This window comes from Rhodanobacter sp. FW106-PBR-R2A-2-24, assembly GCF_058789615.1.
The window spans coordinates 2,631,111-2,655,157 of record NZ_JBYTBV010000002.1 but is presented as its reverse complement, the minus strand read 5'-3'; the positions used below and the strand labels follow the sequence as shown (position 1 = coordinate 2,655,157).

The 24,047-nt window shown below is 68.9% G+C and carries 22 protein-coding genes and 1 riboswitch; of the genes, 15 read left to right on the top strand and 7 right to left on the bottom strand.

The genetic code is table 11. The annotated features are described in order from the left end of the window. Window positions 1-94 precede the first annotated feature (94 nt). The 4 genes from AC3WQA_RS13215 to AC3WQA_RS13200 are packed head-to-tail and all read left to right on the top strand — an operon-like array spanning window position 95 to window position 2,214. A complete protein-coding gene (locus tag AC3WQA_RS13215; protein ID WP_492675506.1) occupies window positions 95-682 on the top strand; it encodes an RNA polymerase sigma factor in 588 nt (195 codons plus the stop codon). Beyond that, a complete protein-coding gene (locus tag AC3WQA_RS13210) occupies window positions 679-1,065 on the top strand; it encodes a hypothetical protein (protein ID WP_492675505.1) in 387 nt (128 codons plus the stop codon). The genes AC3WQA_RS13215 and AC3WQA_RS13210 overlap by 4 nt, the downstream gene beginning before the upstream one ends. Before the next feature lie 3 nt (window positions 1,066-1,068). Beyond that, window positions 1,069-1,569: a DUF3106 domain-containing protein gene (locus AC3WQA_RS13205; protein ID WP_492675504.1), complete on the top strand. Its 501-nt coding sequence runs from the start codon at window positions 1,069-1,071 to the stop codon at window positions 1,567-1,569. A 12-nt stretch (window positions 1,570-1,581) separates the two neighbouring features. Continuing rightward, a complete protein-coding gene (locus AC3WQA_RS13200; protein WP_492675503.1) occupies window positions 1,582-2,214 on the top strand; it encodes a hypothetical protein in 633 nt (210 codons plus the stop codon). Window positions 2,215-2,228: 14 nt separating this feature from the next. Here the strand turns inward: AC3WQA_RS13200 and AC3WQA_RS13195 are convergent, their stop codons facing one another. Both AC3WQA_RS13195 and AC3WQA_RS13190 read right to left on the bottom strand, forming a co-directional pair. Beyond that, window positions 2,229-3,329: an NAD(P) transhydrogenase subunit alpha gene (locus tag AC3WQA_RS13195; protein ID WP_492675502.1), complete on the bottom strand. Its 1,101-nt coding sequence runs from the start codon at window positions 3,327-3,329 to the stop codon at window positions 2,229-2,231. 170 nt (window positions 3,330-3,499) lie between these two features. Beyond that, the gene (locus AC3WQA_RS13190; protein WP_492675501.1) at window positions 3,500-3,991 is read right to left on the bottom strand and encodes a DUF3465 domain-containing protein; all 492 of its coding nucleotides are present in this window, start codon (window positions 3,989-3,991) and stop codon (window positions 3,500-3,502) included. Between the two features lie 169 nt (window positions 3,992-4,160). Here AC3WQA_RS13190 and AC3WQA_RS13185 point away from each other — a divergent pair, with 169 nt between their 5' ends. Together AC3WQA_RS13185 and AC3WQA_RS13180 are read left to right on the top strand one after the other, a co-directional pair. Next, the gene (locus AC3WQA_RS13185; RefSeq protein WP_492675500.1) at window positions 4,161-4,730 is read left to right on the top strand and encodes a nitroreductase family protein; all 570 of its coding nucleotides are present in this window, start codon (window positions 4,161-4,163) and stop codon (window positions 4,728-4,730) included. Continuing rightward, window positions 4,727-5,626, top strand: coding sequence for a 5'-3' exonuclease (locus AC3WQA_RS13180; protein ID WP_492675499.1), 900 nt, complete (start codon window positions 4,727-4,729; stop codon window positions 5,624-5,626). Before AC3WQA_RS13185 ends, AC3WQA_RS13180 begins: the two co-directional genes overlap by 4 nt. A 73-nt stretch (window positions 5,627-5,699) precedes the next feature. On the opposite strand, the gene AC3WQA_RS13175 is transcribed toward AC3WQA_RS13180, so the two are convergent. Further along, entirely contained in the window at window positions 5,700-5,846 is a 147-nt protein-coding gene (locus AC3WQA_RS13175) for a hypothetical protein (RefSeq protein WP_492675498.1), read from the bottom strand. 279 nt (window positions 5,847-6,125) lie between these two features. Here AC3WQA_RS13175 and AC3WQA_RS13170 point away from each other — a divergent pair, with 279 nt between their 5' ends. Both AC3WQA_RS13170 and AC3WQA_RS13165 read left to right on the top strand, forming a co-directional pair. Next, window positions 6,126-7,271, top strand: a complete 1,146-nt coding sequence (locus AC3WQA_RS13170) for a M35 family metallo-endopeptidase (protein WP_492675497.1) — start codon at window positions 6,126-6,128, stop codon at window positions 7,269-7,271. A gap of 80 nt (window positions 7,272-7,351) precedes the next feature. Next, a complete protein-coding gene (locus tag AC3WQA_RS13165; RefSeq protein ID WP_492675496.1) occupies window positions 7,352-7,756 on the top strand; it encodes a hypothetical protein in 405 nt (134 codons plus the stop codon). A gap of 80 nt (window positions 7,757-7,836) precedes the next feature. Here the strand turns inward: AC3WQA_RS13165 and AC3WQA_RS13160 are convergent, their stop codons facing one another. The 3 genes from AC3WQA_RS13160 to metX are packed head-to-tail and all read right to left on the bottom strand — an operon-like array spanning window position 7,837 to window position 11,166. Then, window positions 7,837-8,958 (bottom strand): homoserine dehydrogenase family protein, encoded by a 1,122-nt coding sequence (locus AC3WQA_RS13160; protein WP_492675495.1) that lies wholly within the window; start codon window positions 8,956-8,958, stop codon window positions 7,837-7,839. Next, a complete protein-coding gene (gene metB, locus AC3WQA_RS13155) occupies window positions 8,955-10,163 on the bottom strand; it encodes a cystathionine gamma-synthase (RefSeq protein WP_492675494.1) in 1,209 nt (402 codons plus the stop codon). The genes AC3WQA_RS13160 and metB overlap by 4 nt, the downstream gene beginning before the upstream one ends. 37 nt (window positions 10,164-10,200) lie before the next feature. Beyond that, on the bottom strand, window positions 10,201-11,166 hold the full coding sequence (metX, locus tag AC3WQA_RS13150) for a homoserine O-succinyltransferase MetX (protein ID WP_492676362.1): 966 nt from the start codon (window positions 11,164-11,166) through the stop codon (window positions 10,201-10,203). Window positions 11,167-11,310: 144 nt separating this feature from the next. After that, window positions 11,311-11,425: riboswitch (SAM riboswitch) on the bottom strand. 278 nt (window positions 11,426-11,703) lie between these two features. Here metX and AC3WQA_RS13145 point away from each other — a divergent pair. From AC3WQA_RS13145 to AC3WQA_RS13130, 4 genes are all read left to right on the top strand, one after another. Beyond that, window positions 11,704-12,339 (top strand): peroxiredoxin, encoded by a 636-nt coding sequence (locus AC3WQA_RS13145; protein WP_492675493.1) that lies wholly within the window; start codon window positions 11,704-11,706, stop codon window positions 12,337-12,339. Between the two features lie 147 nt (window positions 12,340-12,486). Continuing rightward, window positions 12,487-13,512, top strand: a complete 1,026-nt coding sequence (locus AC3WQA_RS13140; RefSeq protein ID WP_492675492.1) for a cysteine synthase A — start codon at window positions 12,487-12,489, stop codon at window positions 13,510-13,512. 55 nt (window positions 13,513-13,567) lie between these two features. Then, window positions 13,568-14,281 carry a 2OG-Fe dioxygenase family protein gene (locus AC3WQA_RS13135; RefSeq protein ID WP_492675491.1) on the top strand — a complete coding sequence of 238 codons (714 nt, stop codon included), beginning with the start codon at window positions 13,568-13,570 and terminating at the stop codon, window positions 14,279-14,281. Between the two features lie 129 nt (window positions 14,282-14,410). Then, a complete protein-coding gene (locus AC3WQA_RS13130) occupies window positions 14,411-17,365 on the top strand; it encodes a TonB-dependent receptor (RefSeq protein ID WP_492675490.1) in 2,955 nt (984 codons plus the stop codon). 323 nt (window positions 17,366-17,688) lie between these two features. Here AC3WQA_RS13130 and AC3WQA_RS13125 read toward each other — a convergent pair whose 3' ends face one another. Then, window positions 17,689-18,495: a glucose 1-dehydrogenase gene (locus AC3WQA_RS13125; protein ID WP_492675489.1), complete on the bottom strand. Its 807-nt coding sequence runs from the start codon at window positions 18,493-18,495 to the stop codon at window positions 17,689-17,691. Between the two features lie 192 nt (window positions 18,496-18,687). Here AC3WQA_RS13125 and AC3WQA_RS13120 point away from each other — a divergent pair, with 192 nt between their 5' ends. The 3 genes from AC3WQA_RS13120 (at window position 18,688) to AC3WQA_RS13110 (ending at window position 24,020) form a co-directional block, all read left to right on the top strand. After that, window positions 18,688-20,289, top strand: coding sequence for a peptide chain release factor 3 (locus tag AC3WQA_RS13120; protein ID WP_492675488.1), 1,602 nt, complete (start codon window positions 18,688-18,690; stop codon window positions 20,287-20,289). Window positions 20,290-20,368: 79 nt separating this feature from the next. Further along, window positions 20,369-21,271 carry a CPBP family intramembrane glutamic endopeptidase gene (locus AC3WQA_RS13115; RefSeq protein WP_492675487.1) on the top strand — a complete coding sequence of 301 codons (903 nt, stop codon included), beginning with the start codon at window positions 20,369-20,371 and terminating at the stop codon, window positions 21,269-21,271. 46 nt (window positions 21,272-21,317) lie between these two features. Then, window positions 21,318-24,020 carry a hybrid sensor histidine kinase/response regulator gene (locus tag AC3WQA_RS13110; protein ID WP_492675486.1) on the top strand — a complete coding sequence of 901 codons (2,703 nt, stop codon included), beginning with the start codon at window positions 21,318-21,320 and terminating at the stop codon, window positions 24,018-24,020. The last annotated feature ends 27 nt before the right edge of the window (window positions 24,021-24,047 follow it).

The window sequence follows — 24,047 nt, the reverse complement described above, 5'->3', positions numbered from 1 at the left end:
GCCGGTCAACCTGTGCGAGCCCGCCGCGTTGAGCAGCTCAGCCGAACCGACGGAGCACGGGCATGCAGCAGCCGACGACACGGGCGAGGCGGTCATGAACAGCCTCGCCGGCGCCTTCGACGCCGAACTGCTGGCCGAACCTGCGCAGGCCACGCCAGCCACCCTCGACGCCTTTCTGGCGCAGGTGGAGCGGCGCGCCTTTCGTCTGGCCGAGCTGCACCTGCGCCAGCGCGAGGATGCGATGGACGCGGTGCAGGACGCCATGCTGCGTCTGGTCAAGCACTACCGCGACAAGCCCGCCACGGAATGGCCGCCGCTGTTCTGGGGCATCCTGCGCCGGCGCATCGTCGACCTGCAGCGCCGCCGCAAGGTGCGCTCCATCGTGGTGGGCTGGCTGGGCGGCGGCCGCGACGACGACGGCGACGAATTGCCGGCATGGGAGCCTGCCGACCACGGCCCCGGCCCGCTGGAACGCCTGCAGGACACGCAATCATGGAGCGATCTCGGCGCCGCGCTGCGCGGGCTGCCGCGCCGCCAGCGCGAGGCCTTCTCGCTGCGCATGCTCGAAGGCCTGGACGTGGCCGAAACCGCGCGGGCCATGGGCTGCTCCGAGGGCAGCGTCAAGACACACCTGTCGCGCGCCATGCAGAAGCTGCGCGAGCAATTGGAGGACTGGCAATGAACACGCCGAGCAAACCGTTTGAACAGCGCGCCCGGGCGCTCTACCTCGACGCCGCGCAACGCATCGACCCCGCCACCGCCGGCCGCCTGCGCGCCGCGCGCCGCACGGCGTTGGCCGATGATGCCAGCGCCACCTCGCACACCCGGCAGGTGGTGCGCTGGCTGGTGCCCTCCGGCGCCTGCGCGGCCATCGCGCTGGCCACCGTGCTGGCCTGGCCCACGCTGCCGCATCCACCGGCCAGCGCGCCGGCCACGGCCAGTGCCGCCAGCGAGGCCGACAACACGCTGCCGCCCGACCCCGAGCAGGGCGATCCCGGCATGTACCAGAACCTCGACTTCTACGGCTGGCTGGCCGCCAACGACAGCCAGCCCGCCACCCACTGAGCCATGGCCACACCGACCCGCCACCTGTTGCCGTTCCTCTGCGCCGCCCTGCTGGGCAGTCTCGTTGCGACCGGCGCGCCGGCCCAGGATGCGCCGCCTGCGCCGACCGCCTGGAGCAGCCTCACGCCGGCCCAGCGCGACGTACTGGCGCCGCTGCAAGCCCAGTGGAACACCATGCCGCCGCAGCGGCAGGCGCGCCTACTGGAAAAAAGCCGGCAATGGGTGAACCTGCCACCGGAAAAGCGCGCGGAAGTCCGCCAGCACATCGCGCACTGGCAGGCGATGACCCCGGCCGAACGCGCACAGGCGCGCGAAAACCACAAGCTGTTCCGCGAGCTCACGCCTGCGCAGCGCGCACAACTGCACGCCGCCTACAGGCAGTTCCAACAATTGCCGCCCGAACGCCGAGCGCAACTGCGTCAGCAATGGCACGCCATGCCGCCGGCGCAGCGCATGCAATGGCTGCAACATGGCGAGGGCCGCCGGCCTCCACCAAACCGTTGAGACCCATTGACCATGCAGCGTACGAAGTTTTGTGTGGTTCTTGCGCTCTTGCTGGCCAGCGGCGCAGCGTGCGCGCGCGAACCCATGGCACAACAAATTCTTGGCTGGCTTGGCAAAAGCGCCGCAGGCCTGCGCCTGTCGCGGGTCACACCGATCACCCTGAAAAGCGGAGAACGGGCTTATCTGGCATCCGCCAGCAACCTTTCCGCGGGCGGCAGTGCCTGGGCCAGCTACGTGCTTGCCCGGCCCCAGCTGAGACAAGCCATCACCCTGCCCACAACGGATACGGGCAACCTCGGTGGCCAGTACAGCCAGATCAAGGTCATTGGCGAATTTCCCCATGGCACGGTCTTGATCCTGGGCGGGAGCAGCGGCAGCCAAGGCGTCTTTGACGATACGCGCAGCATCGTCGTTTTCGACGGATGGCATCCGCAATTCATCTACACGGCCAGGATGCACAGCAACCTCGGCGCCTGCGGGCAAGGCATGGGCCAATGCGCCGGAAACAGCGTATTCCTGAACCCATTGCAGCCTGTCGCCCATGGCCTTGCCGTGGTGGCGACCGACGTGACTTACACGGGTGGCGACCCGGATCACCTCAGCTACCGATTCACGTCGAAGCTCCTGACCTTGCCGTCCGAGTAGCACGACAATGCGCATCAGGCCTTGAGCAGCACCTCGCCCGCGCGCGTCACGCAGCTCTTGGCCAGCAGTTCGTCGTCGAAGTCGGGCGCCAACGCGCCATCCTTCACCAGCAGCTCGACGAAGTTCGCCACGTTGCGCGCGTACATCTCCGAGGCGTGCAGCGGCGTGCCGGCCGGCAGGTTCTGCGGGCCGAGAATGACGACGCCGCCCTGCTCCACGCGCTCGCCCGGCCGGGTCAGCGCGCAGTTGCCGCCGCTTTCGGCGGCAAGATCGACGATCAACGCACCGGGTTTCATGCCGGCGACCATCGCGGCGGTGAGGATCTTCGGCGCCGGTCGACCCGGCACCGCCGCCGTGCTCACCACCACGTCGAAACCCGTGAGGCGCTCGGCCAGCGCCTGCTGTTGCGCGGCGCGCTCCTCGGCGGACAACTCGCGCGCATAGCCGCCACTGCCGGCGGCGCTGACGCCAAGGTCGAGGAATTTCGCGCCCAGCGACTCGACCTGCTCGCGCGTCTCCGGGCGCACGTCGTAGCCTTCCACCTGCGCGCCCAGCCGGCGCGCGGTGGCGATAGCCTGCAAGCCGGCCACGCCGGCGCCGATCACCAGCACCTTGGATGGCCGGATGGTGCCGGCCGCCGTGGTGAGCATGGGGAAAAACTTGGGGCAGGCCTCGGCCGCGATCAGCATGGCGCGGTAACCGGCCACCGCCGCCTGCGAGCTCAAGACGTCCATCGCCTGCGCGCGCGTCGTGCGCGGCAACAGTTCCAGCGCGAAGGCGGTGAGCTTGCGCGCGGCCAGCGCCACGAGGCGCTCGGCTGCGCCGTAGGGCCGCAACTGGCCTACCACCACGGCGCCCTCGCGCAACTGCGCGTACACCGCGTCCGCGGGCGGCAACACGCAGGCCAGAAGGTCGGCCTGCGCCAGCACGCCGTCGGCATCGGCAAACTCCACCTGCGCATAGGCGACATCGGGAAAACCCGCCGCGGCGCCGGCGCCGCGCTCCAGCAACACGCGCAGACCCTTGCCGCTGAACTTCTTCGCCATCTCCGGCGTGATCGCCACGCGGCGCTCGCCGGCGGCGGTTTCGCACAAAGCGGCCAGGGTGATCGGCATGACGCGTCCTCAGGTGAAAGGCCGCCCCATCTTAGCCGCGTTTGCGCGCCTTGGCGCCGCGCGCCACACGCATCACCACGGCCTGGCCGACCGGCGCGACGGCATCCCGGCCCGGCGCCTGCCGGCTGTCGCGGGCCCGGCATGCGCCGGGCCCACGGGTGCCGCCTGGTTTACTGGTATTCCTTGCCATTCACTACCACGTAGCCGGCCTGCGGCCAGGAGCTGCTGGTGCCGTGATGCGTCCAATCGATACCCTGGCTGGCATCGTTGTCGTAGTAGTAACGGCCACGCACGGTGACGTTGTCGCCGACCGACACCCACGGCCACTTCGGCGCGCTCATCCGGTCGAGGTCGGAGACGATCTCGATCACCGAGCCGGTCGCCACCTGCACGTAGAAATAGCCGTGATGCCCGCTGCGGGTTTTCTTCTCCGGCAACACCGCGGTGACGATGCCGCAGACGTTTTCCGGCTGATCGACGGTGATCTGGCCACCCTGGAATGCCTGCTGGTCCTGCAGAAACTGCGCGTCGTCGCACGGGAAACTCGGCCCCGGCGGCGGCGGCGGGCAACTGCTCGCGCTGTAGTTATTGTGAGCCTGCGCCGAAGCCGCAAACGCCAACAAGCCGCTCAACAGCGTGAGCGGCAGATAAGCTGCCTTCATGTATTGTCCCCAAATGAAATGAATCCCCTGCGCGCCCATCGTGCATGAGCAGGCCGCCGGCGGCCAAGTCGCAGTGCACATCAAGAACTTGCGACGGCGCCGCGGGCGCAAGATTCGCCGTCCACCCCGCACGCCGTTAGCATGCCGTCTCCGCCCCACGGCCCGCGTCATGAACCCTGCCCTCTCCCTGCTGCTTGAACGCCACTCCACGCCCTCGCGCCAGTTGGGCGAGCCCGCGCCCGACGAAGCCACGCTGCGCGAACTGCTCACCGCCGCGATCCGCGTGCCCGACCACGGCAAGCTGGTGCCGTTCCGGCTGATCCGCCTTGCCGGCGAAGCCAAGCAGCGCTTCGGCGAACGGCTGGCCGAGCTGGCCATCCGCCAGCATCCCGAGCTGCCCGAGGCCAAGCGCGAGAAGGAGCGCCTGCGCTACACCTTCGCGCCGCTGGTCGTCGTGGTGGTCGCGTGCCTGGATGCCGCCAGCAGCGTGCCGGAGATCGAGCAGCGATTGTGTGCCGGCAACGTGGCGTACAACCTGCTGCTGGGCGCGCAGGCGCTGGGTTACGGCGCGCAGTGGCTCACCGGCTGGGCCGCCTACGACACCGACGCGGCCGCCATCCTCGGCCTCGCGCCCAACGAGCGCGTGACGGGTTTCGTGCATATCGGCACCCCGCAGATCGAGGTGCCAGACCGCCTGCGCCCCGCGCTGGACGCGCTGCTCACCACGTGGACGCCATGAATACGCCGCGCTCCGACGCCGCCCACCTGGTGGACGGCAGCCTGTACGTGTTCCGCGCCTGGCACTCGATGCCGGACGGTTTCCGCGACGCCGACGGGCGGCCGCTCAATGCCGTGCACGGCTACACGCGCTTCCTGTGCGAGCTGCTGGAAAAGGTGCGCCCCACGCGTATCGCGGTGGCCTTCGACGCCTCGCTCACCAGCTCCTTCCGCAACGCGATCTACCCGCCGTACAAGGCCAACCGCGAGTTGCCGCCGCCGGAGCTGGAATACCAGTTCGTGCGCTGCCGCGAGATCACCGCCGCGCTGGGCGTGCCGGTGTTGATCGATCACCAGTACGAAGCCGACGACCTGATCGGCAGCGCGCTATGGCACCTGCGCGGCCACGGCATACCGTCGGTGATCGTCTCCGCCGACAAGGATTTCGGCCAGTTGCTGGGCGAGCACGACGAGCAGTGGGACTACGCGAAAAATCTGCGCTGGGGCCCCGCCGGCGTGCATGAAAAACTCGGCGTGCATCCGCCCCAGGTGGCCGATTACCTGGCGCTGTGCGGCGACGCGGTGGACAACATCCCCGGCGTGCCCGGCGTGGGCGCGAAGACCGCCGCCACCCTGCTCGGCCACTTCGGCACGCTCGATGCCCTGCTTGAGCGGGTGGACGAAGTACCTTTCCTGCGCCTGCGCGGCGCCGCCGCCTGCGCCGCCAGATTGCGCGAGCACGGCGAGTCGGCGCGCCTGTACAAGCGCCTCACCCGCATCGCACTGGACGCCCCGATCCCCGCGGAGATCGACGCCCTGCGCCGCAGCGCCGGTCACGCCGACGTCCTGGAAACCCTGTGCGCGCAACTGCGCTTCGGGCCGACGACTCGGTCGCGGCTCAAGGCTTTGTTGGCCTGACGCGCAAACAGGAAACCCCGCACACAGCGGGGTTTCCTGTGGCTCGAATCCGCCGCCTACGCAGCCAATCGACTCACGGATCGACGCCGAAGTCGAACAGCGAACCGTGGAGCACGCCGTACTCGCCGGGCTTCAGGTCCTTGGTCGGAGTCAGCTTCCACTGGTTGCCGTTGCCGACCGGCGCGGCGGTGTAAGGCGTCCCGGGTCGAGCTCGTGCCATTCAGCTTGATGACATCCGCGTTGGTCATCACGGCGGCCGAGGCGGAACCCGCGGGCGGGGCAAACGTGCTGGAAGCGGTGAACAACGGTAGCGCGGCGCTCCCCGACACAACCGCCAACCCGGTAACGCCAGACCGGGGTTTGAAAATTCGCAAACGCCGGGCACCAGCGAAAAATTCGAAGCCAGGGCCGTGATCTTGTCGCGCCTGGTCGATGCTCCTAGACTCCGGCGGGCGCGTACTGGGGTGCTCCAACTCTCCGTTCTTGCCGGGGGTGTGCCATGGCCGATCCGTCGCCGTACCTGACCATCCACAAGAAGCTCGTCGCAGCGGTGCAATCCGCCGACAAGTACGCCAGCGGTTGGAAGCCCATCGCCGAAGCGCTGCCGCGGCTGGTGCGCAACGATGGCTTCAATTACCTGCAGGCAGCGCTGCCCGGCGCCATACGGCAGCGGCTTGCCGGCGCCAAGTCGCTGTCCAAGGGTTTTCGTGCTGCCGCCAAGGCCGAGGGCGGGCTGCTCGGCAAGCCTTCCGACAACGCCCGCTCGCGGGCACTGCTGCTCAAGACGCTGGCCCATCTCTATTACTCCGAAGTCGCCGGCGCGCAAAAGTTGTGGATGCTTTCCACTCCTTCGGCGCTGACCTCCCACCCGATCGAATTTGCGAGCGAATCCGATGCGCTGGTGGATCAGGTCCTGAATGCCACCACGGAGATCTACAGCGAGGAGCAGAAACGCCGCATCGAGGGTGCCGTGTCGACGGCACTGCGCTGGGTCGAGCGCGCGATGATCGTGGCGGGGGAGCCGACGCGGCCCGAGCACAAGGCGCTGCTGCGGCGCTGGTTCGTCCCGGCGAGTCACCCCGATGTCGACGCCGCGATTGCCGCCTTCGCCACCCCGCTGCGCCGCGGCCTGCTGAAAATCGCCATCGGCCTGAAGGTCGGCGACTTGATCGTCCTCGACGACCCCGCCCAGCGCGGCACGGGCAACAGCTGGGAGCAGAGCGAGGCCTACACGTTCACCCAACACGACATCCACGCGGTCTGGGTCGAACCGGGATTCTGGGGCAACGGCAACACCTTGACCGGCGCCACCAACTGGGCGCGCATCATCGTGCACGAGCTCACGCACAACTATTGCCAGACCGCCGACCACAGCTACAGCTGGCAGGGGCTGCTGCCGCGCGATTCGGATGTGTTCCGCCGCGTCAACAACGCGCGGGTGGCGTTGCAGCCCGGCTTTGCTCCCGTGCGCACGCTCACGATGGCGCAGTGCCAGGCCAATGCCGACAGCTGGGCCTTCTTCTGCGCCGATGCCGCGGGCGCGCTGAGCGAGCACGATCGCGCCGCGGCCCTGGGCAGCAAGCTCTACGACGACACCGGGTGGACGGCATCGCAGAAGGTCGAGCGCAAGCTCGCCAGGCAATGAGGCGCATTGTCCCCATCGTGGCGGCGGGTTTCATCTTGGCCGTAGCCGCGGGCTGCGGCGCCAATGGCAAGGAATCTCCCATGACGCACCATCCCAAACCCACCGCCAGCCGCGTCCCACCGCCGCGCGTCCCGCCCGTTTTCATCGCGGGCATGCGCTATGCCCAGGTGCCAGGCGACGTCGAAACGGACGGCCAGGTCGGCGGCATCCTCGCGGCCTTTGACGCGTCCAATCATGAAGTCTGGCGCCTCAAGGTTTACGAAAACCCGCGCCGCCCCGAGCTGGAAGGCGACGTGCAGGACGTGTGGTTCCGCTCGCTGCGCGCCGAAGGCGGCAAGCTGCTGATCGAGAACGAGCGCGGCCAGCGTTTCGAGGTCGATCCCGTGACGCGACAGGTGCTGGGCCGCCCGGCACCGGTGCCCGATCCCAAGTCCGACATCGACCCGATCTCGGGGCAGCCGCGTATCCGCCGGCCGGGGGGATGAAACCGGCGGCAGGGATCGTCTGATTAACCGCTACTGCGTAACCCAAGCGAACGCAGCAGACGAACGATTTTCACGGGCGCTCAGCCCAGCGCCAGCACATCCCCCAGCAGCGCCTGCGCGGTGATTTCCGGCCCCGCGCCCGGGCCCTGGATCACCAGCGGCTGGGCGTGATATCGCGTGGTGGTGAGGGCGAACTGGTTGTCGGTGCCGTACAGGCGCGCGGCGGGGTGGTTCACCGGCACCTCGGCCAGGCCCACGCGGGCGTGGCCGCGCTGGTTGAGCCGGGCGAGGAAGCGCAGCACGTGGCCGCGCGATGCCGCCTCGGCATGACGCGCGGCCAACGGCGCATCGAGTTCTTCGAGGCGGGCGAGAAAGGCTTCGGTATCCAGTGCGCGCAGCGACTCGGGCACCAGGCCTTCCACCTGCACCTCGTCGGCGCCCAGCGCAAAGCCGGCGTTGCGGGCCAGGATCAACAGCTTGCGCGCCACGTCCTCGCCGGAGAGATCGGCGCGCGGATCGGGCTCGGTATAGCCACGCGAGCGCGCCTCGCGCAGCAGCGCAGAAAACGGCCGGCTGCCGTCGTAGCTGTTGAAGAGGTAGGACAGCGAACCGGAGAACACGCCTTCCAGCGTGAGCAGGGCATCGCCGCACTGGCGCAAGCGGCGCAGGGTGGAGAGCACGGGCAGGCCGGCGCCCACGGTGGCCGCATCGCCGTAGCGCGCGCCGTGTGCCAGTGCGGATTGCAGCGCGCGCCAGCCCGGCAGTTCGCCGCCGGCCAACGACTTGTTGGCGGTGACCACGTGGTAGCCGCGCGCCAGCCATTCCGCATGGCGCGCGGCGAGCGCGGCGCTGGCGGTGGCGTCGACGATCACCTTTGCCGCCGCGCCACTGGCATCGAGCGCGGCGGTGAGGGCCGCGTCGTCGCGTAGCGCGCCGGTGGCTTTCAACTGCTCGCGCAGGTTGCGCTCGGCAAGCTTGGCGGGATCGGTCTGCTGGCGGCGCGAGTTGGCGGCGCCCACCAGCTGCAGCGTGGCGGCGGCCGGCGTGTTGAGCAGCTTGAGGAAGGCGCCGCCCACCACGCCGGTGCCCAGCAGGGCCACCGCAATCCCGCGTTGCACGGAAGGATCGTGAGAACTGGAGGAGCGGGTCACGGCTGAAGCCGCTCCTGCAGACAGCGCGGCCTTGGCCAGCACCGCGCTCATGCGCCCACCGCGCGTTTGGGTTCTCCGGCGGCCAGCGCGCGCGCCAGCGCGGCGTCGAGGTCGTGCAGCAGGTCGTCGCCATCCTCGATGCCCACCGACACGCGCAGCAGACTGTCGGCGATGCCCGCCTTGCGGCGCGCCTCCGGCGCCATCGCGGCGTGGGTCATGCTGGCGGGATGCGCGATCAGACTCTCCACGCCGCCCAGCGACTCGGCCAGCGAGAAGAACTCCAGGCCATCGACGAAGGCTTCGATCTGCGTCTCGTCGCCGGCCAGTTCGAAGCTCAGCATCGCGCCGAAACCCTGCTGCTGGCGCGCGGCCAGCGCGTGGTACGGGTTCGCCGCGAGGCCGGGGTAATAGACGGTGCGCACGGCGGCGTGGCCATCCAGATGCGCCGCGATGCGCACGGCGTTTTCCTGGTGCTGGCGCAGGCGCACGGCGAGCGTGCGCAGGCCGCGCAGGGTGAGGAAGCTGTCGAACGGCGCACCGGTGAGGCCGTTGCAGTTGCCCCACCACTTGAGCTGATCGGCCACCGCCGGATCGCGCGCGACCACGGCGCCACCCACCACGTCGCTGTGGCCGTTGATGTACTTGGTCGTCGAATGCACCACCACGTCGGCACCCAGCGCCAGCGGCTGCTGCAGGGCGGGCGAGAGGAAGGTGTTGTCCACCACCACCAGCGCGCCCACCGCGTGCGCGGCCTGCGCCACGTGGCGGATGTCGGTGATGCGCAGCAGTGGATTGCTCGGCGTTTCCACCCACACCAGCGCGGGCCTGGCGGCAAGGCCGGCGGCCAGCGCGGCCGGGTCGGTGAGGTCGGCGAACTGCAGCGCGAAGCGGCCCTTCTTCGCCCAGGCGTCGAGGATGCGCCAGGTGCCGCCGTAGCAGTCGTGCGCAGCCAGTACCGTGGCACCGGCGGGCACCAGCTCCAGCGCCAGCGCCACCGCGGCCATGCCGCTGGCGGTGACCACCGCGGCCGTGCCCTGCTCCAGCTCGGCCAGCGCGCCGGCGAGCAGGTCGCGCGTGGGGTTGCCGCTGCGCGAGTAGTCGTAGGGGCGCTTCTTGCCGAACCCCTCGAACGCGTAGTTGGTGGACAGGTGCAGCGGCGGCACCACCGCGCCGTGCTGGCTGTCGCTCTCGATGCCGGCGCGCACGGCGCAGGTGGTGGATGCCGGGGATGGGCTCATGGGAATGCTCCGGGACAAGGGATATCTGGTGTGCGCGGAAGTGCGTCGGGCGCCCTTACACGAGCGCGGCGCGCAGCAGCGGCGCGAGTTGCTCGGGTTCTTTCAGGAAAGCGTCATGGCCATAGGGCGACTCCACCACTTCCAGCGTGGCCGGGCCGCGCAGGCGGCGCTGCAGTTCGCACAGGTCGGCCAACGGCACCAGTCGATCGGAAGGAAAACCGATGAGCGTGGCGGGCAGGCCCACGTCCTCGGGCGCCACGTCGTGCAGGTCGATGGACTCGGACAGCGCGAGGTAGCGTTCGGCATCGAAACGCTCGACGAAGCGGCGGCCCTGGTGTTCGAGATAGTCCTCCACCGGAAAGTGGAAGCGTCCGTCGCGCCATGCCGGCTCGCCGGCGAAGCGGCGGCCGAACTCGGCGCTGCCGCGGTAGGTGGTCATGGCGAGCTGGCGTGCCAGCGCCAGCGCCTCGTCCAGCTGGCCGCTTTGCTGGCCCAGCCGCACGATGCCGCGCTGCACGCTGCGCTGCGCGGTGGCGAGCGGATGCGCGCGATGCGCACCGGCCAGCAGCACCAGCCGCTCGGCCCGCTGCGGATGCCGCGCGGCAAAGGCCAGCGCCACCATCGCGCCGTAGGATGAGCCCACGAAAGCATGGGCCCGATGGATGCCCAGTGCGTCCAGCAAGGCCGCCAGCGCAGCGGCCTGATCGGCGCTGGAAACGGCGGGCGCGCCCAGCTCATCGGCGGTGATCCAGTCGATGGCCAGCACGCGGCAGCGCGCCAGGTCGACCGCCGCGCCCTCGGCCACCAGCGCCTGCCACCAGCCCGGCGCCGACGCGTCGGACGTGGTGACGTCGCGGTCGGCGGAGATGCCGCCCTGCACGATCACGGTGGGCGCATCCGGCGCGCCGCTCCACAGGTAGCGCACGTCGATCTCGACGCGCCCCTGGCCATAGCGGGGCGAGAGCGCCAGCCGGCGCGAGCTGCGCTGCACGGCCAGGCCGGCGCGCGCCCGTGCCGGCAGACCGACCGCCTCGACGCCACGCGGCGTGGCCGCGGCACAGGTAACGCTGGATTCGGTGGAATGGTTCACGGGCCTCTCCGTTCGGCATCGCCTGCGGATGCCGGACGGGAACCCGACGCCGCGGCGTGGCCGCCTGGCGCGAGTTTCCCATCTGCCGGCAGGCGCCTTCGCGCCACCGCAGGAGTTGGCACCGTTGCGGAACCTTCCGCAGGTTGCCCCGGCTTCAAAGGGCCTGTCCCTCCGCCGGTCTCGATGAGTGGCTGGCATCTTGCCGTCCGCCCAACCATCTGTCAATAGACGTCTAAACGTCTAGCCGGCCGTTCGCACATGACGACGAAGGACGCCATCGACCAAGTGCGGCAACGCCGCGAAGCCTGCCGGAGCACGCCAGGCCGGGCCTTTGCACGCGCCTGCGCACGCCCGGCGCGCCGCAGCCTCGCCGCGCGGCGGCTTGCATATGCATATTCGTCATGACCATTTGCGCCGCACCGCCGCCCGGCGCAGCGTGACCCGCACTCGACACCACGGAGACCGCACATGAGCCTGCAACTGGGCGACACCGCCCCCGATTTCACCGCCGATTCCACCAGCGGCCCAACCAGCCTCTACGGCTACGCCGGCGACAGCTGGCTGGTGTTCTTCTCGCACCCCAAGGATTTCACCCCGGTGTGCACCACCGAGCTGGGCGCGTTTGCCCGCCGCAAGGGCGAGTTCGATGCACGCCACACCAAGATCATCGGCCTGTCGGTGGATGCGGTGGCCGACCACCACGGCTGGGCGGCCGACATCAAGGACGTGGGCGGCACCGCGTTGAACTATCCGCTGCTGGCCGACCCGGAGCGCAAGGTGGCCGGCTTGTACGGCATGATCCACCCCAAGGCCGATTCCACCGCCACCGTGCGCTCGGTCTTCTTCATCGACCCGCAGAAGAAGGTGCGCACCGTGCTCACCTACCCGGCCAGCGCCGGGCGCAACATCGACGAGGTGCTGCGCATCCTCGACTCGCTGCAGCTCACCGACGGCAAGCAGCTCGCCACGCCGGTGGACTGGAAGGCCGGCGATGACGTCATCATCGCGCCCTCCGTCTCCGACGCCGACGCCAGGCAGCGGTATCCCGGCGGCTGGAAAACCCTGAAGCCCTACCTGCGCCTGCTGCCGGCGACGGCGGCGTGAATGCCCCTGCAGGAGCGCTGTCCCGTGCGCGATGACCGCCTTTCGCCAAAAGCCTCATCGCGTACGACCGAAGTGAAGTCCCTTGTGGACAGAGTACGCTCCTACCAACAGTCGTCCGCATTCATTCGCACGTTGAGTGGTAGATCCATGAGCATCCAAGCCGACCTTTCCGCCAGCGTGGGCCACACCCCGCTGGTTCGCCTGCGCCACGCCAGCGAACTCACCGGCTGCGAGGTGCTGGCCAAGGCGGAGCTGCTCAATCCGGGCGGGTCGATCAAGGACCGCACCGCGCTCGGCCTGATCCTCGACGCGGAGCAACGCGGCGAACTCACCCCCGGCGGCACCATCGTGGAAGGCACCGCGGGCAACACCGGCATCGGTCTCGCCCTGGTCGGTGCCAGCCGCGGCTACCGCACGGTGATCTTCATGCCCGAGACGCAGAGCGCGGAGAAGATCGCCGCGCTGCGCATGGCCGGCGCCGAGGTGCACCTGGTGCCCGCCGTGCCGTACAAGGATCCCAACCACTACGCGCACCATGCACGCCGCCATGCCGAAGCGCTGAGCGCCGCGCGCGCCGGCAGCGCGTGGTTCGCCAACCAGTTCGACAACACCGCCAACCGCGACTGGCACGCGGCCACCACCGGCGTGGAGATCTGGGACGACACGCAAGGCCGCGTGGACGGCTTCGTCTGCGCCGCCGGCACCGGCGGCACGCTGGCCGGCGTGGGGCGTGCGCTGAAGGCGAAGAACCCCGCCGTGCGCATCGCGCTGGCCGACCCCGCCGGCTCCGCGCTGGCCAACTTCGTCAACACCGGCGAGCTGGCAGCCAGCGGCAATTCGATCAGCGAAGGCATCGGCTCCAGCCGCATCACCGCCAACTTCGACGGTGCGCCGATCGACCTGGCCTGGACGATACCCGACGAGGAATCCGTGCCGCTGCTGCACCGCCTGCTGGCCGAGGAAGGCTGGTGCGTGGGCGGCTCCAGTGGCGTGAACCTCGCCGGCGCGATCCGCCTCGCCCGCGCGCTCGGCCCCGGCCACACCATCGTCACCGTGCTGGCCGACGCCGGCACGCGCTACCAGGCAAAGCTGTTCAACCCGGGTTTCCTGCGCGACAAGGGCATCCCGGTGCCACCGTGGCTGCAACGCGCCTTCCCGGAAGCCGCGCGCTGATCCGCGCCGCCGGCAAGCCAGCGCTGCTTCATGCGCGTGCTGCTAGCGTATCGGCATGAATGCCCTCCCCGACTGGCGCGACGCCCTGCACCGCGACGGCTTCGCCTTCGTCCCCGCCACGGCCATGCACAGCCTGCTCGATGCCGCCACGCTCGCCGACTGGCCGGCTTTCGCGGCGAGCTGGAACCGCCTGGGCAACGACGACTACCTCGCCGCGCGCGGCCGCCAGCGCCGCCGCCGCCACGCGGTGTTCGCCATCGACGCCGGCGGCGCGATCCGGCGCGAAGCGCACCAGCCGCACTACCAGAGCACCACCTACAACCACCTGCAGGGTGGCATCGAACGCTGGTTCGAGCCGCTGGAGCCGGCCATCGCCGACAGCGTGAGCCTGCAACGCATCCTCGCCTTCTGCCGCGACGGCTTCGGCGCCTTGCGCCCCGACGTGGCGCGATGGCGCGTGGAAGTGCACCAGTTCCGCATCGAGGCGCGCATGGACGCCGCCGGCGAACCCACGCCCGAAGGCATGCACCGCGACGGCGTGGATTACGTGCTGGTGCTGATGATCGAGCGCGCCAACATCGAGCGCGGCACCACCAGCATCCATGCTGACGACCATCGCGAGCTGGGCAACTTCACCCTCGCCCAGCCCTTCGACGCGGCCCTGGTGGACGACCATCGGGTGTACCACGGCGTCACCCCGGTGATCGCCCGCGACGGTGCGCTGCCGTCCCACCGCGACGTGCTGGTGGTGACCTTCAAGGCCGCCTGACGCCCGCCGCGTGACCTTTGGCAAGTACGCCATCGCCGCGCCGGCGCAGTAGCATGCGCGGGCGCATCGACGCAGAATCGGTGCACCACCCGGCGCCGAGGGGCGGCGCCCTCATCAGGAAGGTAATCCATGACCAGTCGTCTTGAATCGCGGTCGCCGGCGTTGCGGCCGGCATCCCTGCATCGCCGCCTGTTGGCCAGCGCCTGCGCGACCGCGCTGTGCGGCCTCACGCTGGGCGGCACCGCCCTCGCGCAGGAAACCGCCCCGCCCAGCCAGACCGCCACGCCGACCAAGCCCGCGGCCGCCACGGGCAGCCAGGCCGCCACCAAGGACAACAAGAAGCCGCGCGCCACCGAGGATCGCGCCAGCAACCTCGACGCCGTGATCGTCACCGGCATCGCCGGCAGCATCGAAAACTCGATCAAGGTCAAGCGCGACGCCAACGACATCGTCGAGGCGATCTCGGCCGAGGACATCGGCAAGCTGCCCGACGCCAGCATCGCCGAAAGCCTGTCGCGCCTGCCCGGCCTCGCCACCCAGCGCCAGGACGGCCGCGCCAACATGATCTCGATTCGCGGTTTCTCGCCTGATTTCTCGGGCACCCTGCTGAATGGCCGCGAGCAGGCCACGGTGGGTGAGAACCGCGGCGTGGACTTCGACCAATACCCCTCCGAGCTGATCAGCGGCGCCGTCGTCTACAAGACCCCCGATGCCACCCTGGTCGGCCAGGGCCTGTCGGGCACGATGGACCTGCACACGATCAGGCCGCTGGATCAACCCGGCCGGGTGGTCACCGCCAACCTGCGCGGCGAATACACCACCAACGGCGATCTCAACCCCGGCGCCGACGTGGGCACGCTGGGCCACCGCGCCAGCATCTCCTACGTCGACCAGTTTCTCGACCACACCCTGGGCCTCGCGGTGGGCTTCGCCCAGCTCGACTCGCCGATCCAGGACAAGCAGTACAACTACTGGTGGTGGAACGCGGACAACGGCCCCATCGGCATGAACCAGAACTGGGGTGCGCCACTCACGCCGGGCCTGCCCGACAACGTGGTCAACCAGCAGGGCATGGAGCTGGACGCGCAGTCGCAGTTGCAGAAGCGCAACGGCCTGATGGCGGTGCTGGAGTGGGCGCCCGACGAGCACACCCACTCCACGCTGGACATGTACTACTCCACGTTCGACAACAAGAAGTACACCAACGACGTGCAGTGGTCGAACAACCCGTGGGACAACGTGGCGTTCAGCAACGTGGGCATCACCCCCGCGCAGCCCTATCCCATCGTCACCTCGGGCACGATCAGCGGGATCAAGCCGATCCTGCAGAACAAATACAACCGCGAGCGCGACAAGCTGTTCTCGACCGGCTGGAACACCCAGTTCTTCTTCGACAACGGCTGGACCGCCACCACCGACCTGTCCTACTCCAGCGCCAGGACGAAGCTGCGCGACATCCAGCTCTACATGGGCCTGCCCCCGGGCACCACGGCTTCGGTCAACTTCAACACGCCCACCGGCTTCGACTACCCGAACCTCTCGCCCAGCGTGAACCTCGCCGACCCGAACACGGTCGGCTTCACCGATCCGGGTGGCTACGGCCGCAACGGCCGCCAGGAGTTCGACGCACAGACCGACACCATCCACGCGGCGCGCTTCGAAGTCAGCCACCCTCTGGGCTGGATCTTCAGCGACTTCGTGCTGGGCGCGAACTACTCCGAACGCGTCAAGCGCAAGACCGCCGATGTGTTCTACGCCTGGTTGAACGGCAACGGCTCCTCCAGCACCTCGACCCCGCCGTATGACCCGAACTTCTTCGTGCCGATCACCGGCTTCATGGGCCGGCCCACGCGACTGGGCTACGGCGGCATTCCGGACATCCTGTATTACGACGTGGCGGGCGCACTGCAAAACCAGTTCTACCTCACCGAGGAAAACGGTGCCAACGACTGGAGCCGCAACTACTCGATCACCGAGCGCGTGCCGGTCGGCTACCTGAAGTTCAACCTCGACACCAGCCTCGGCAACGTGCCGGTGACCGGCAACGTCGGCGTGCAGGTGGTGCACACCAACCAGAGCTCGCGGGCGCTGCAGACCGACAACAACGGCAACGCCACCGGCACGCTCAACGGCGGCACCAGCTACACCGACTGGCTGCCCAGCCTGAACCTGGTGTTCCACCTCACCGACCGCCAGGACATCCGCTTCGGCTTCGCCAAGACGCTGGCGCGCGGACGCATCGATGACGAGAAGGTGTCCAGCTCCGCCTACGTGTCCAAGATTACCCAGGGCCCGGCCACCGGTCAGGTGCTGTGGTCGGGCACCGGCGGCAATCCGAAACTCAAGCCCTACGTGGCCGTGGGCACCGACCTGTCCTACGAGTTCTACTTCGGCAAATCCAGCTACTTCGCGGCGGCCGTGTTCAACAAGAACGTGCTCAACTACGTCTACACGCAGACCGAGTTGAACCACGACTTCACGGGCTACATCAACAACGACCCCACGCTGACGCCCACCAGCAACATCGGCTCCTACACCACGCCGATGAATGGCAGCGGCGGCAAGATGCAGGGACTGGAGTTGTCCAGCACGCTGGAAGGCGGACTGCTGATGCCGGCACTGGACGGCTTCGGCGCGCAGGCCAACTTCTCGCTGACCAACAGCACCATGCCGCAGAAGGTCATCGGTGCCATCCCCGGTGGCGCCGGTGACCCGCCGACCACCCTGCCCGGTCTGTCGCGCAAGGTGGCCAACCTCACGCTGTTCTACGAAAAGTACGGCTGGTCGGCACGCATCACCGAGCGCTACCGCTCCTCGTTCACCGGCGAGATCCTGCCGAATTTCAACCAGATCGCCTACACCAAGATCATCCCCAACAAGCAGACCGATCTGCAGTTGAGCTATGCCTTTGATGCGGGTTCATGGAAGGGCGTGACCCTGCTGTTCCAGGTCAGCAACCTCACCAACTCGCCCGACGCGAAGGTGCAGGTCTCCGGCCTGGCCGACGGCGAGCCGTTGATCATGCCGCAGTACTACGACACCTGGGGCCGCACGGTGATGTTCGGCGCCACGTACAAGCTGTGACGGAAAGGTGCCGGCTCGCGGTTCGCCCGGGCCGGCACCAGGCACGGGTGACCAACGCCAACCCGCACGCTCGTCCCACGGGCGCCAAGTCACGTAGCGTCCAAGGAGAAGCCTCGAATGACGACCATGCCCGCTCCGCGTCGCTAGCCACCCGACACACACCCGGCCTCAACCAGCGGCCGCACGTTTCGGAAGTGGCGGCGGAACTGGCGTTTGGACACCGGCGATGGATGCGATGGACGAGGCAGGGCACGGCGCACGCCCACGCTTGCCACCACAGGAAACCCGGGCCGCTGCCCGGGTTTCCTGTCTCGGGGCTGCGGCTATATCCCGCTCTTCGAAATGGCAGCCGAGCCGGCGAGGATGCCGCCGTCGATATGGAGCTCGCTGCCCGTCATGTAGGCCGCTTCGTCCGAGGCGAGCAGGACGGCGACGGCGGCCACTTCCTCCGGTCGGCCGAAGCGCCGCAGCGGCGTATCGCGGACAAAGGCCGCCATGTTCGCCTCGCGTGCTTCACCGCTACCCAGCATCGGTTCCCACATCGGCGTGAGCACCGCGGCCGGATGGATGGCATTGCAGCGCACACACAGCCCCTGCTCCGCGCAATACAGCGCAACGCTCTTGGTGTGATTGCGCACCGCCGCCTTGCTCGATGCGTAAGCGGCGGCCACCGGGATGCCGACCACGCCGGAGCGCGATGAAATGTTGATGATCGAGCCTGCGCCGGTGACTCGCATGGCGCGTATCGCCTCGCGGCAGCCGAGAAAGACACCATCCAGATTCGTTTCGTGCACGCGTCGCCAGTCGGCGAGGCTGGCGTGTTCCGGATCGTGGGCCGTCACGCCGGCCTCGAAGCCGGTGATGCCGGCGTTGTTGACCAATACGTCCAGCCGTCCGGAATCCTCCATCACGCGATCCACACAGCGCTTCCAGTCCGCTTCGTCGCGGACATCCAGCCGCAGGAAACTCGCCCGTGCGCCCAACCGGCGCGCCACCTCCTCGCCCGCCGTGACGGCCACGTCAGTCACGTAGACGAAGGCGTCCTCGTTCACGAAGGCCGCGGCAATCGCCGCGCCGATACCGCTCGCCGCGCCGGTCACCAGCGCGGTCTTGCCTGTCAAACGACCCATGATTTGTCCTCGTCAAAGTCAGATCGGCAATGCGCCCCAGGCGCTTGCCACCGGCTGTTGCTCAAACGAGGTTCATGGCACCGGCTCCGGGCGGGTTCGAGGCGGACGGGAAATCATCGGGGGCACCAGCTGCATGGCGCACGGATTGCGCCGCTACAATAGCAGGTTCGCCTTTTCGCCCGACCCATCGCCATGCCCACCCATCTCCAAGAAACCCGCCGCCGCCGCACCTTCGCCATCGTCAGCCATCCTGACGCGGGCAAGACCACGCTGACCGAGAAGCTGCTGCTGTTCGGCGGCGCGATCCAGATGGCCGGCTCGGTGAAGGGCCGCAAGGCGGCGCGCCATGCCACGTCCGACTGGATGGCGCTGGAGAAGGAGCGCGGCATCTCGGTGACCTCGTCGGTGATGCAGTTCCCGTACGAGGGCAAGATCGTCAACCTGCTCGACACGCCGGGTCACGCGGACTTTTCCGAGGACACTTACCGCGTGCTGACCGCGGTGGACTCGGCGCTGATGGTGATCGACTGCGCCAAGGGCGTGGAGGAGCGCACGATCAAGCTGATGGAGGTGTGCCGGCTGCGCGACACGCCGATCATGACCTTCATCAACAAGCTCGACCGCGAGGGCAAGTCGCCAATCGAATTGCTCGATGAAGTCGAGTCCGTGCTCGGCATCGCCTGCGCGCCGCTGACCTGGCCGATCGGCATGGGCAAGCGCCTGAAGGGCGTGTACCACCTGCTGCTGGACGAGGTGCACGTGTTCGAACCGGGCAAGAACTTCACCCGGCAGGACTCCACCATCTTCAAGGGCCTGGACGCGCCCGGCCTGGCCGAGAAGATCGGCATGGATGCGATGCGCGAGCTGCGCGAGGAACTGGAACTGGTGCAGGGCGCCGCACCCTCGTTCGACCTCGACGAATACCTGGCCGGCCGGCAGACGCCGGTGTTCTTCGGCTCGGCGGTGAACAACTTCGGCGTGCAGCTGCTGCTGGATTTCTTCGTCGAGCACGCCCCCGCGCCGCGCCCCCGCGCCACCACCGTGCGCGAAGTGCAGCCGGAAGAAGAAAAGCTCAGCGGCTTCGTGTTCAAGATCCAGGCGAACATGGACCCGGCGCACCGCGACCGCGTGGCCTTCATGCGCGTGTGCTCGGGTACCTACTCGGCCGGCATGAAGATGATACAAACGCGCACCAACAAGGAAGTGCGCATCGCCAACGCGCTGACCTTCATGGCCAGCGACCGCGAGATCGTGGAAACCGCGTATCCGGGCGACGTGATCGGCCTGCACAACCACGGCAGCATCGCCATCGGCGACACCTTCAGCGAGGGCGAGGCGCTGCACTTCACCGGCATCCCGAACTTCGCGCCCGAACTGTTCCGCCGCGCGCGCCTGCGTGATCCGCTGAAGATGAAGGCGCTGCAGAAGGGTCTGGCGCAGCTCTCCGAGGAAGGCGCCACCCAGTTCTTCCGCCCATTGATGAGCAACGACCTGATCCTCGGCGCGGTGGGCGTGCTGCAGTTCGACGTGGTGGCCTATCGGCTCAAGGACGAATACGGCGTGGACGCGATCTTCGAGCCGGTGACCGTAGCCACCGCGCGCTGGGTGCACTGCGACGATGCGAAGAAGCTGGAGGAGTTCCGCGAGAAGAACGCGATGAACCTCGCCATCGACGCCGCCGGCGAGCTGGTCTACCTCGCGCCCTCGCGGGTGAACCTGCAGCTGGCGCAGGAGCGTTCGCCGGCGGTGCGCTTCGCCGCCACGCGCGAGCATGCGGTCGCCGTGGAGGCATGACCTTCGGCCTGCCATGACCGATGGCAGGCGGCGGCACACACGACGGTGGCGAAACTGCGCACCTCATTCCGGAGGTCGCATGCTCGCCAACGATTCGCAGCCCGCTTTCACCACCCCGGCCTCGGCGCCCACCTGGCAACGCTGGCTGGTGTATTCGCCGCTGGCGCGGCTGCTGATCTACATTGCGGCGTTCATCCCCAGCGTGAAGCTCGCCGAATGGGGCCTGCATGCCATCGGCTGGGGCCGGAACGCGCCACCGTTGCAACAGGGCATGGCGGAGTTCCTCGGCCGCTCGCTGCCGGAGCTGGCGGCCTATCTCGTGCTGGTCAAGCTGGTCGAGCGGCGGCGGCTCACCGAACTCGCGCCGCGCAGGCTGCTGCCGGACGGCCTGCGCGGCCTGGCCGCGGGCGCCGCATTGTTCAGCATCGTCGTCGGCGTCCTGTGGCTTGTCGGCAGCTACCACGTCGTCGGTTTCAACCCGCATGCCGACTGGCTGCCCGCGCTGCTGATGGTCGGCCTGGGCGCCGGCATCGGCGAGGAGCTGCTGTTCCGTGGCGCGTTGTTCCGCATCGTGGAGGAAGGCCTGGGCAGTTGGGCGGCGCTGCTGATCTCGGCGCTGTTCTTCGGTTTCGCGCATGGCTCCAACCCCGGTGCCTCGCTGTGGAGTTCATCGGCCATCGCCATCGAGGCCGGCCTGCTGTTCGGCCTGCTCTACCACGTCACCCGTTCGCTGCCGCTGTGCATGGGCGTGCACGCGGCCTGGAACTTCTGCCAGGGCACGGTCTACGGCATCCCGGTCTCGGGCCTGAAGGCCGACGGCTGGCTGGTTTCCACCCGCAGCGGGCCGGACTGGCTCTCGGGCGGCGTGTTCGGTGCCGAGGCTTCGGTGGTGGCGCTCACGCTGTGCACACTGTGCTCGGCCGGGCTGCTGGTGGTGGCGATCCGCCGCCGCTCGCTGCTGCCGCCGAGCTGGATGCGCTGAACCGGCGTTCACGGTGCCGCCTGGCGCAGGCTGCGATCATGGCGGCATGCGCATCCTCCACGCCCTGTGGTCGCGACTGGCCGACCAACCGATACAACGCAAGATCCTCGCCGACATCGCCATCCGGCTCGGTCTGTTCGTGCTGGTCTGCGCCATCATCGTCGCGGCGGCGCTGCAGCAGGCCCGCAACCGCCAGCTGGCGACGCATGGCTACCAGACGCTGCTGCAGATCGACCAGGTGCGGCTGGCGACCTGGCGCAACCAGTTGGCCGCCCATCGCTGCCAGGCAGCCGGGCTGGCCCCATGCCGCGAACTCGACGCGGCCTACGGGCAATGGCAGGCGCAGATGGAGGCACTGCGCCAGCAGGTGGCGAACGAGCCACTGCAACTTTCCCGCATCGACCGCCTCGATGCGCAGGCGGCGCAGGCACGGCACGCGTTCGACGCGCCCATCGAGCCGACCGGACGCAGCCGCCTGCAGCGCTACGACGACGCCACGGCGCCACTGGCCGCCCTCCTGGACGAAGCGGCCAGCGACCAGCGCGAAACCCTCGCGACACGCAATCGCCAACTGGGCGACACCCTGGCACTGATCCGCAACATCAGCATCGCCGCTGCCCTGCTCGCGCTGCTGGTCGGCCTCACCACCATTCGCCTGACCGGCCGCCTGATCGTGCGGCCGCTGCACGAGCTCACCGACCAGATGACCCGGCTTGCCCGCCGCGAGCATGATTTCGAGGTCACCGGCCAGGAGCGCCGCGACGAGATCGGCGCCATCGCACGAGCCTTGGCGGTGTTCCGGCAACTGTCGCTGGACACGCAAGGGCAAGGCTGGATCAAGGAAAAAGTCTCGGACTACTCGCACCTGGTGCAGCAGGCCACCACCCACCGCGAATTCGCGCAATGGCTGGTCAACGCCGTGGCGCCGCTGTGCCAGGCCGGCGTGGCGCTGTTCTACGCCTACGACGACGCGCATGGCCGGCTCGACCTGCTCGGCAGCTACGGCCTGCGCCTGAACCATCGCAGCACCGAGCACTATCTGCCGGGCGAAGGCCTGGTGGGCCAGTGCGTGCTCGACCGCAAGGCCATCTTCGTCGACGCCGTGCCGCCCGGCTATTTCGACATCGACTCGGGCAGCGGCGCGGCGCAACCGCGGCATGTCGCCATCCTGCCAGTGCTCTACCGCGAGACGCTGATCGGCGTGCTGGAGCTGGCCTGCTTCTCGAAACTGACCCCACCGATGCGGCAGCTGCTGGAGGAACTGCTGCCGAACGTGGCGCTCAGCCTGGAGAACCTCAACCGCACGCTGAGCATCCAGGATCTCCTCGCCCGCACCCAGCAGCAGGCGGACGAGCTGCGCGCCTCCGAGCTGGCGATGCGCGACCAGAAGGCGATCCTGCACGAGCGCAACGAGGCGCTGCTGGCCAAGACGCGCGAACTGGAAGAGCAGTCGCAACGCCTGACCGCCTCCGAGGAGGCCATGCGTCGGCAGGCGCTGGAGCTGCAGGCATCCAATGACGAGCTACGCAAGGCCAGCGCGGAGCTGGCCCGCGCCAGCCACTACAAATCGCGGTTCCTCGCCAACATGTCGCACGAGCTGCGCACGCCGCTGAACAGCCTGCTGATCCTCTCGCGGCAACTGGCCGAGGATCGCAGCGGGCGGCTCGACGCCGAGCAGCTCGAATCGGCGCAGATCATCCACGACGCCGGCAACAGCCTGCTGCTGCTCATCAACGACATCCTCGACCTCTCCAAGATCGAAGCCGGCAAGCTGCAGGTGGTCGCCGGCGACGTCGCCCCCACCATGCTGGCCGAGCGCCTGCGCCGCACCTTTGCCGGCGTCGCCGCCGAACGGCAACTGGCCTTCACGCTGGAGCTGGCCGCCGACCTGCCCGCCGTGCTGCACACCGATGGCGTGCGGCTGGAGCAGATCCTCAACAACCTGCTCAGCAATGCGTTCAAGTTCACCGAGCATGGCACGGTGGCGCTGCGCATCGCGCGGCCCGATGCCGCGTTCGACGCGCCGCCCGCCCTGCGCCAGCAGCCGCTGCTGGCCTTCACCGTCAGCGACACCGGCATCGGCATCCCCGTCGACAAGTTCGAGCTCGTCTTCAACGCCTTCGAGCAGGTCGATGCCGGCACCAGCCGCAAGTACGGCGGCACCGGGCTGGGCCTGGCGATCTCGCGCCAGCTGGCGCGCATGTTGGGCGGCGAGTTGACCCTGCACAGCGTGGTTGGGCAAGGCAGCCGCTTCACCCTGCTGCTGCCGGCGGCGCTGCCGGCCGCGCCGCTCGCGCCGCCGGACGATGTCGACCAGCTCCCGCCAGCGCCACCGCCCGCCACCGGCAAGCGCCTCGCCTGCGCCCCCGACGGCCTCGCCGGGCACCGCGTGATGCTGGTGGATGAAGAGATGCGCGACCTGTTTGCGCTGTCGCGGGTACTGCGCGAATGGGGACTCGTCGTCGGCATGGCGCCCAACGGTGCCAAGGCGCTGCAGCGGCTGACGCAGGAACCCGCGCCCGAGTTGCTGCTGATCGACCCGCTGGCGCCCGGCAGCGGTGGCGCCGCGACGCTGCACGCCATGCGTGTCCACGCCAGCGGCGCCGGCTTGTCGATCATCGCGCTGAGCACCCGCGCCATGCCGGCCGACCGCGATGCCTGCCTGGCCATGGGCGCCGATGACTACCTCGCCAAGCCGGTCGACCTCGACCGCCTCGCCGCCCTGCTGCAGGCGCGCCTGGCCGGCTGAACGCACGTCGTTCACGCCAGCTGGCAC

Bases quoted from the DNA above. Each gene is read 5' to 3' on its own strand.
- AC3WQA_RS13160 (WP_492675495.1), bottom strand. From the start codon at position 8,958: ATGAGCGCGGTGCTGGCCAAGGCCGCGCTGTCTGCAGGAGCGGCTTCA.
- AC3WQA_RS13200 (WP_492675503.1), top strand. From the start codon at position 1,582: ATGCAGCGTACGAAGTTTTGTGTGGTTCTTGCGCTCTTGCTGGCCAGC.
- AC3WQA_RS13190 (WP_492675501.1), bottom strand. From the start codon at position 3,991: ATGAAGGCAGCTTATCTGCCGCTCACGCTGTTGAGCGGCTTGTTGGCG.
- AC3WQA_RS13110 (WP_492675486.1), top strand. From the start codon at position 21,318: ATGCGCATCCTCCACGCCCTGTGGTCGCGACTGGCCGACCAACCGATA.
- AC3WQA_RS13120 (WP_492675488.1), top strand. From the start codon at position 18,688: ATGCCCACCCATCTCCAAGAAACCCGCCGCCGCCGCACCTTCGCCATC.
- AC3WQA_RS13140 (WP_492675492.1), top strand. From the start codon at position 12,487: ATGAGCATCCAAGCCGACCTTTCCGCCAGCGTGGGCCACACCCCGCTG.
- AC3WQA_RS13175 (WP_492675498.1), bottom strand. From the start codon at position 5,846: ATGGCACGAGCTCGACCCGGGACGCCTTACACCGCCGCGCCGGTCGGC.
- AC3WQA_RS13210 (WP_492675505.1), top strand. From the start codon at position 679: ATGAACACGCCGAGCAAACCGTTTGAACAGCGCGCCCGGGCGCTCTAC.
- AC3WQA_RS13165 (WP_492675496.1), top strand. From the start codon at position 7,352: ATGACGCACCATCCCAAACCCACCGCCAGCCGCGTCCCACCGCCGCGC.
- AC3WQA_RS13130 (WP_492675490.1), top strand. From the start codon at position 14,411: ATGACCAGTCGTCTTGAATCGCGGTCGCCGGCGTTGCGGCCGGCATCC.
- AC3WQA_RS13145 (WP_492675493.1), top strand. From the start codon at position 11,704: ATGAGCCTGCAACTGGGCGACACCGCCCCCGATTTCACCGCCGATTCC.
- AC3WQA_RS13115 (WP_492675487.1), top strand. From the start codon at position 20,369: ATGCTCGCCAACGATTCGCAGCCCGCTTTCACCACCCCGGCCTCGGCG.
- AC3WQA_RS13170 (WP_492675497.1), top strand. From the start codon at position 6,126: ATGGCCGATCCGTCGCCGTACCTGACCATCCACAAGAAGCTCGTCGCA.
- AC3WQA_RS13125 (WP_492675489.1), bottom strand. From the start codon at position 18,495: ATGGGTCGTTTGACAGGCAAGACCGCGCTGGTGACCGGCGCGGCGAGC.
- AC3WQA_RS13195 (WP_492675502.1), bottom strand. From the start codon at position 3,329: ATGCCGATCACCCTGGCCGCTTTGTGCGAAACCGCCGCCGGCGAGCGC.
- AC3WQA_RS13135 (WP_492675491.1), top strand. From the start codon at position 13,568: ATGAATGCCCTCCCCGACTGGCGCGACGCCCTGCACCGCGACGGCTTC.
- AC3WQA_RS13180 (WP_492675499.1), top strand. From the start codon at position 4,727: ATGAATACGCCGCGCTCCGACGCCGCCCACCTGGTGGACGGCAGCCTG.
- AC3WQA_RS13185 (WP_492675500.1), top strand. From the start codon at position 4,161: ATGAACCCTGCCCTCTCCCTGCTGCTTGAACGCCACTCCACGCCCTCG.
- AC3WQA_RS13205 (WP_492675504.1), top strand. From the start codon at position 1,069: ATGGCCACACCGACCCGCCACCTGTTGCCGTTCCTCTGCGCCGCCCTG.
- AC3WQA_RS13215 (WP_492675506.1), top strand. From the start codon at position 95: ATGAACAGCCTCGCCGGCGCCTTCGACGCCGAACTGCTGGCCGAACCT.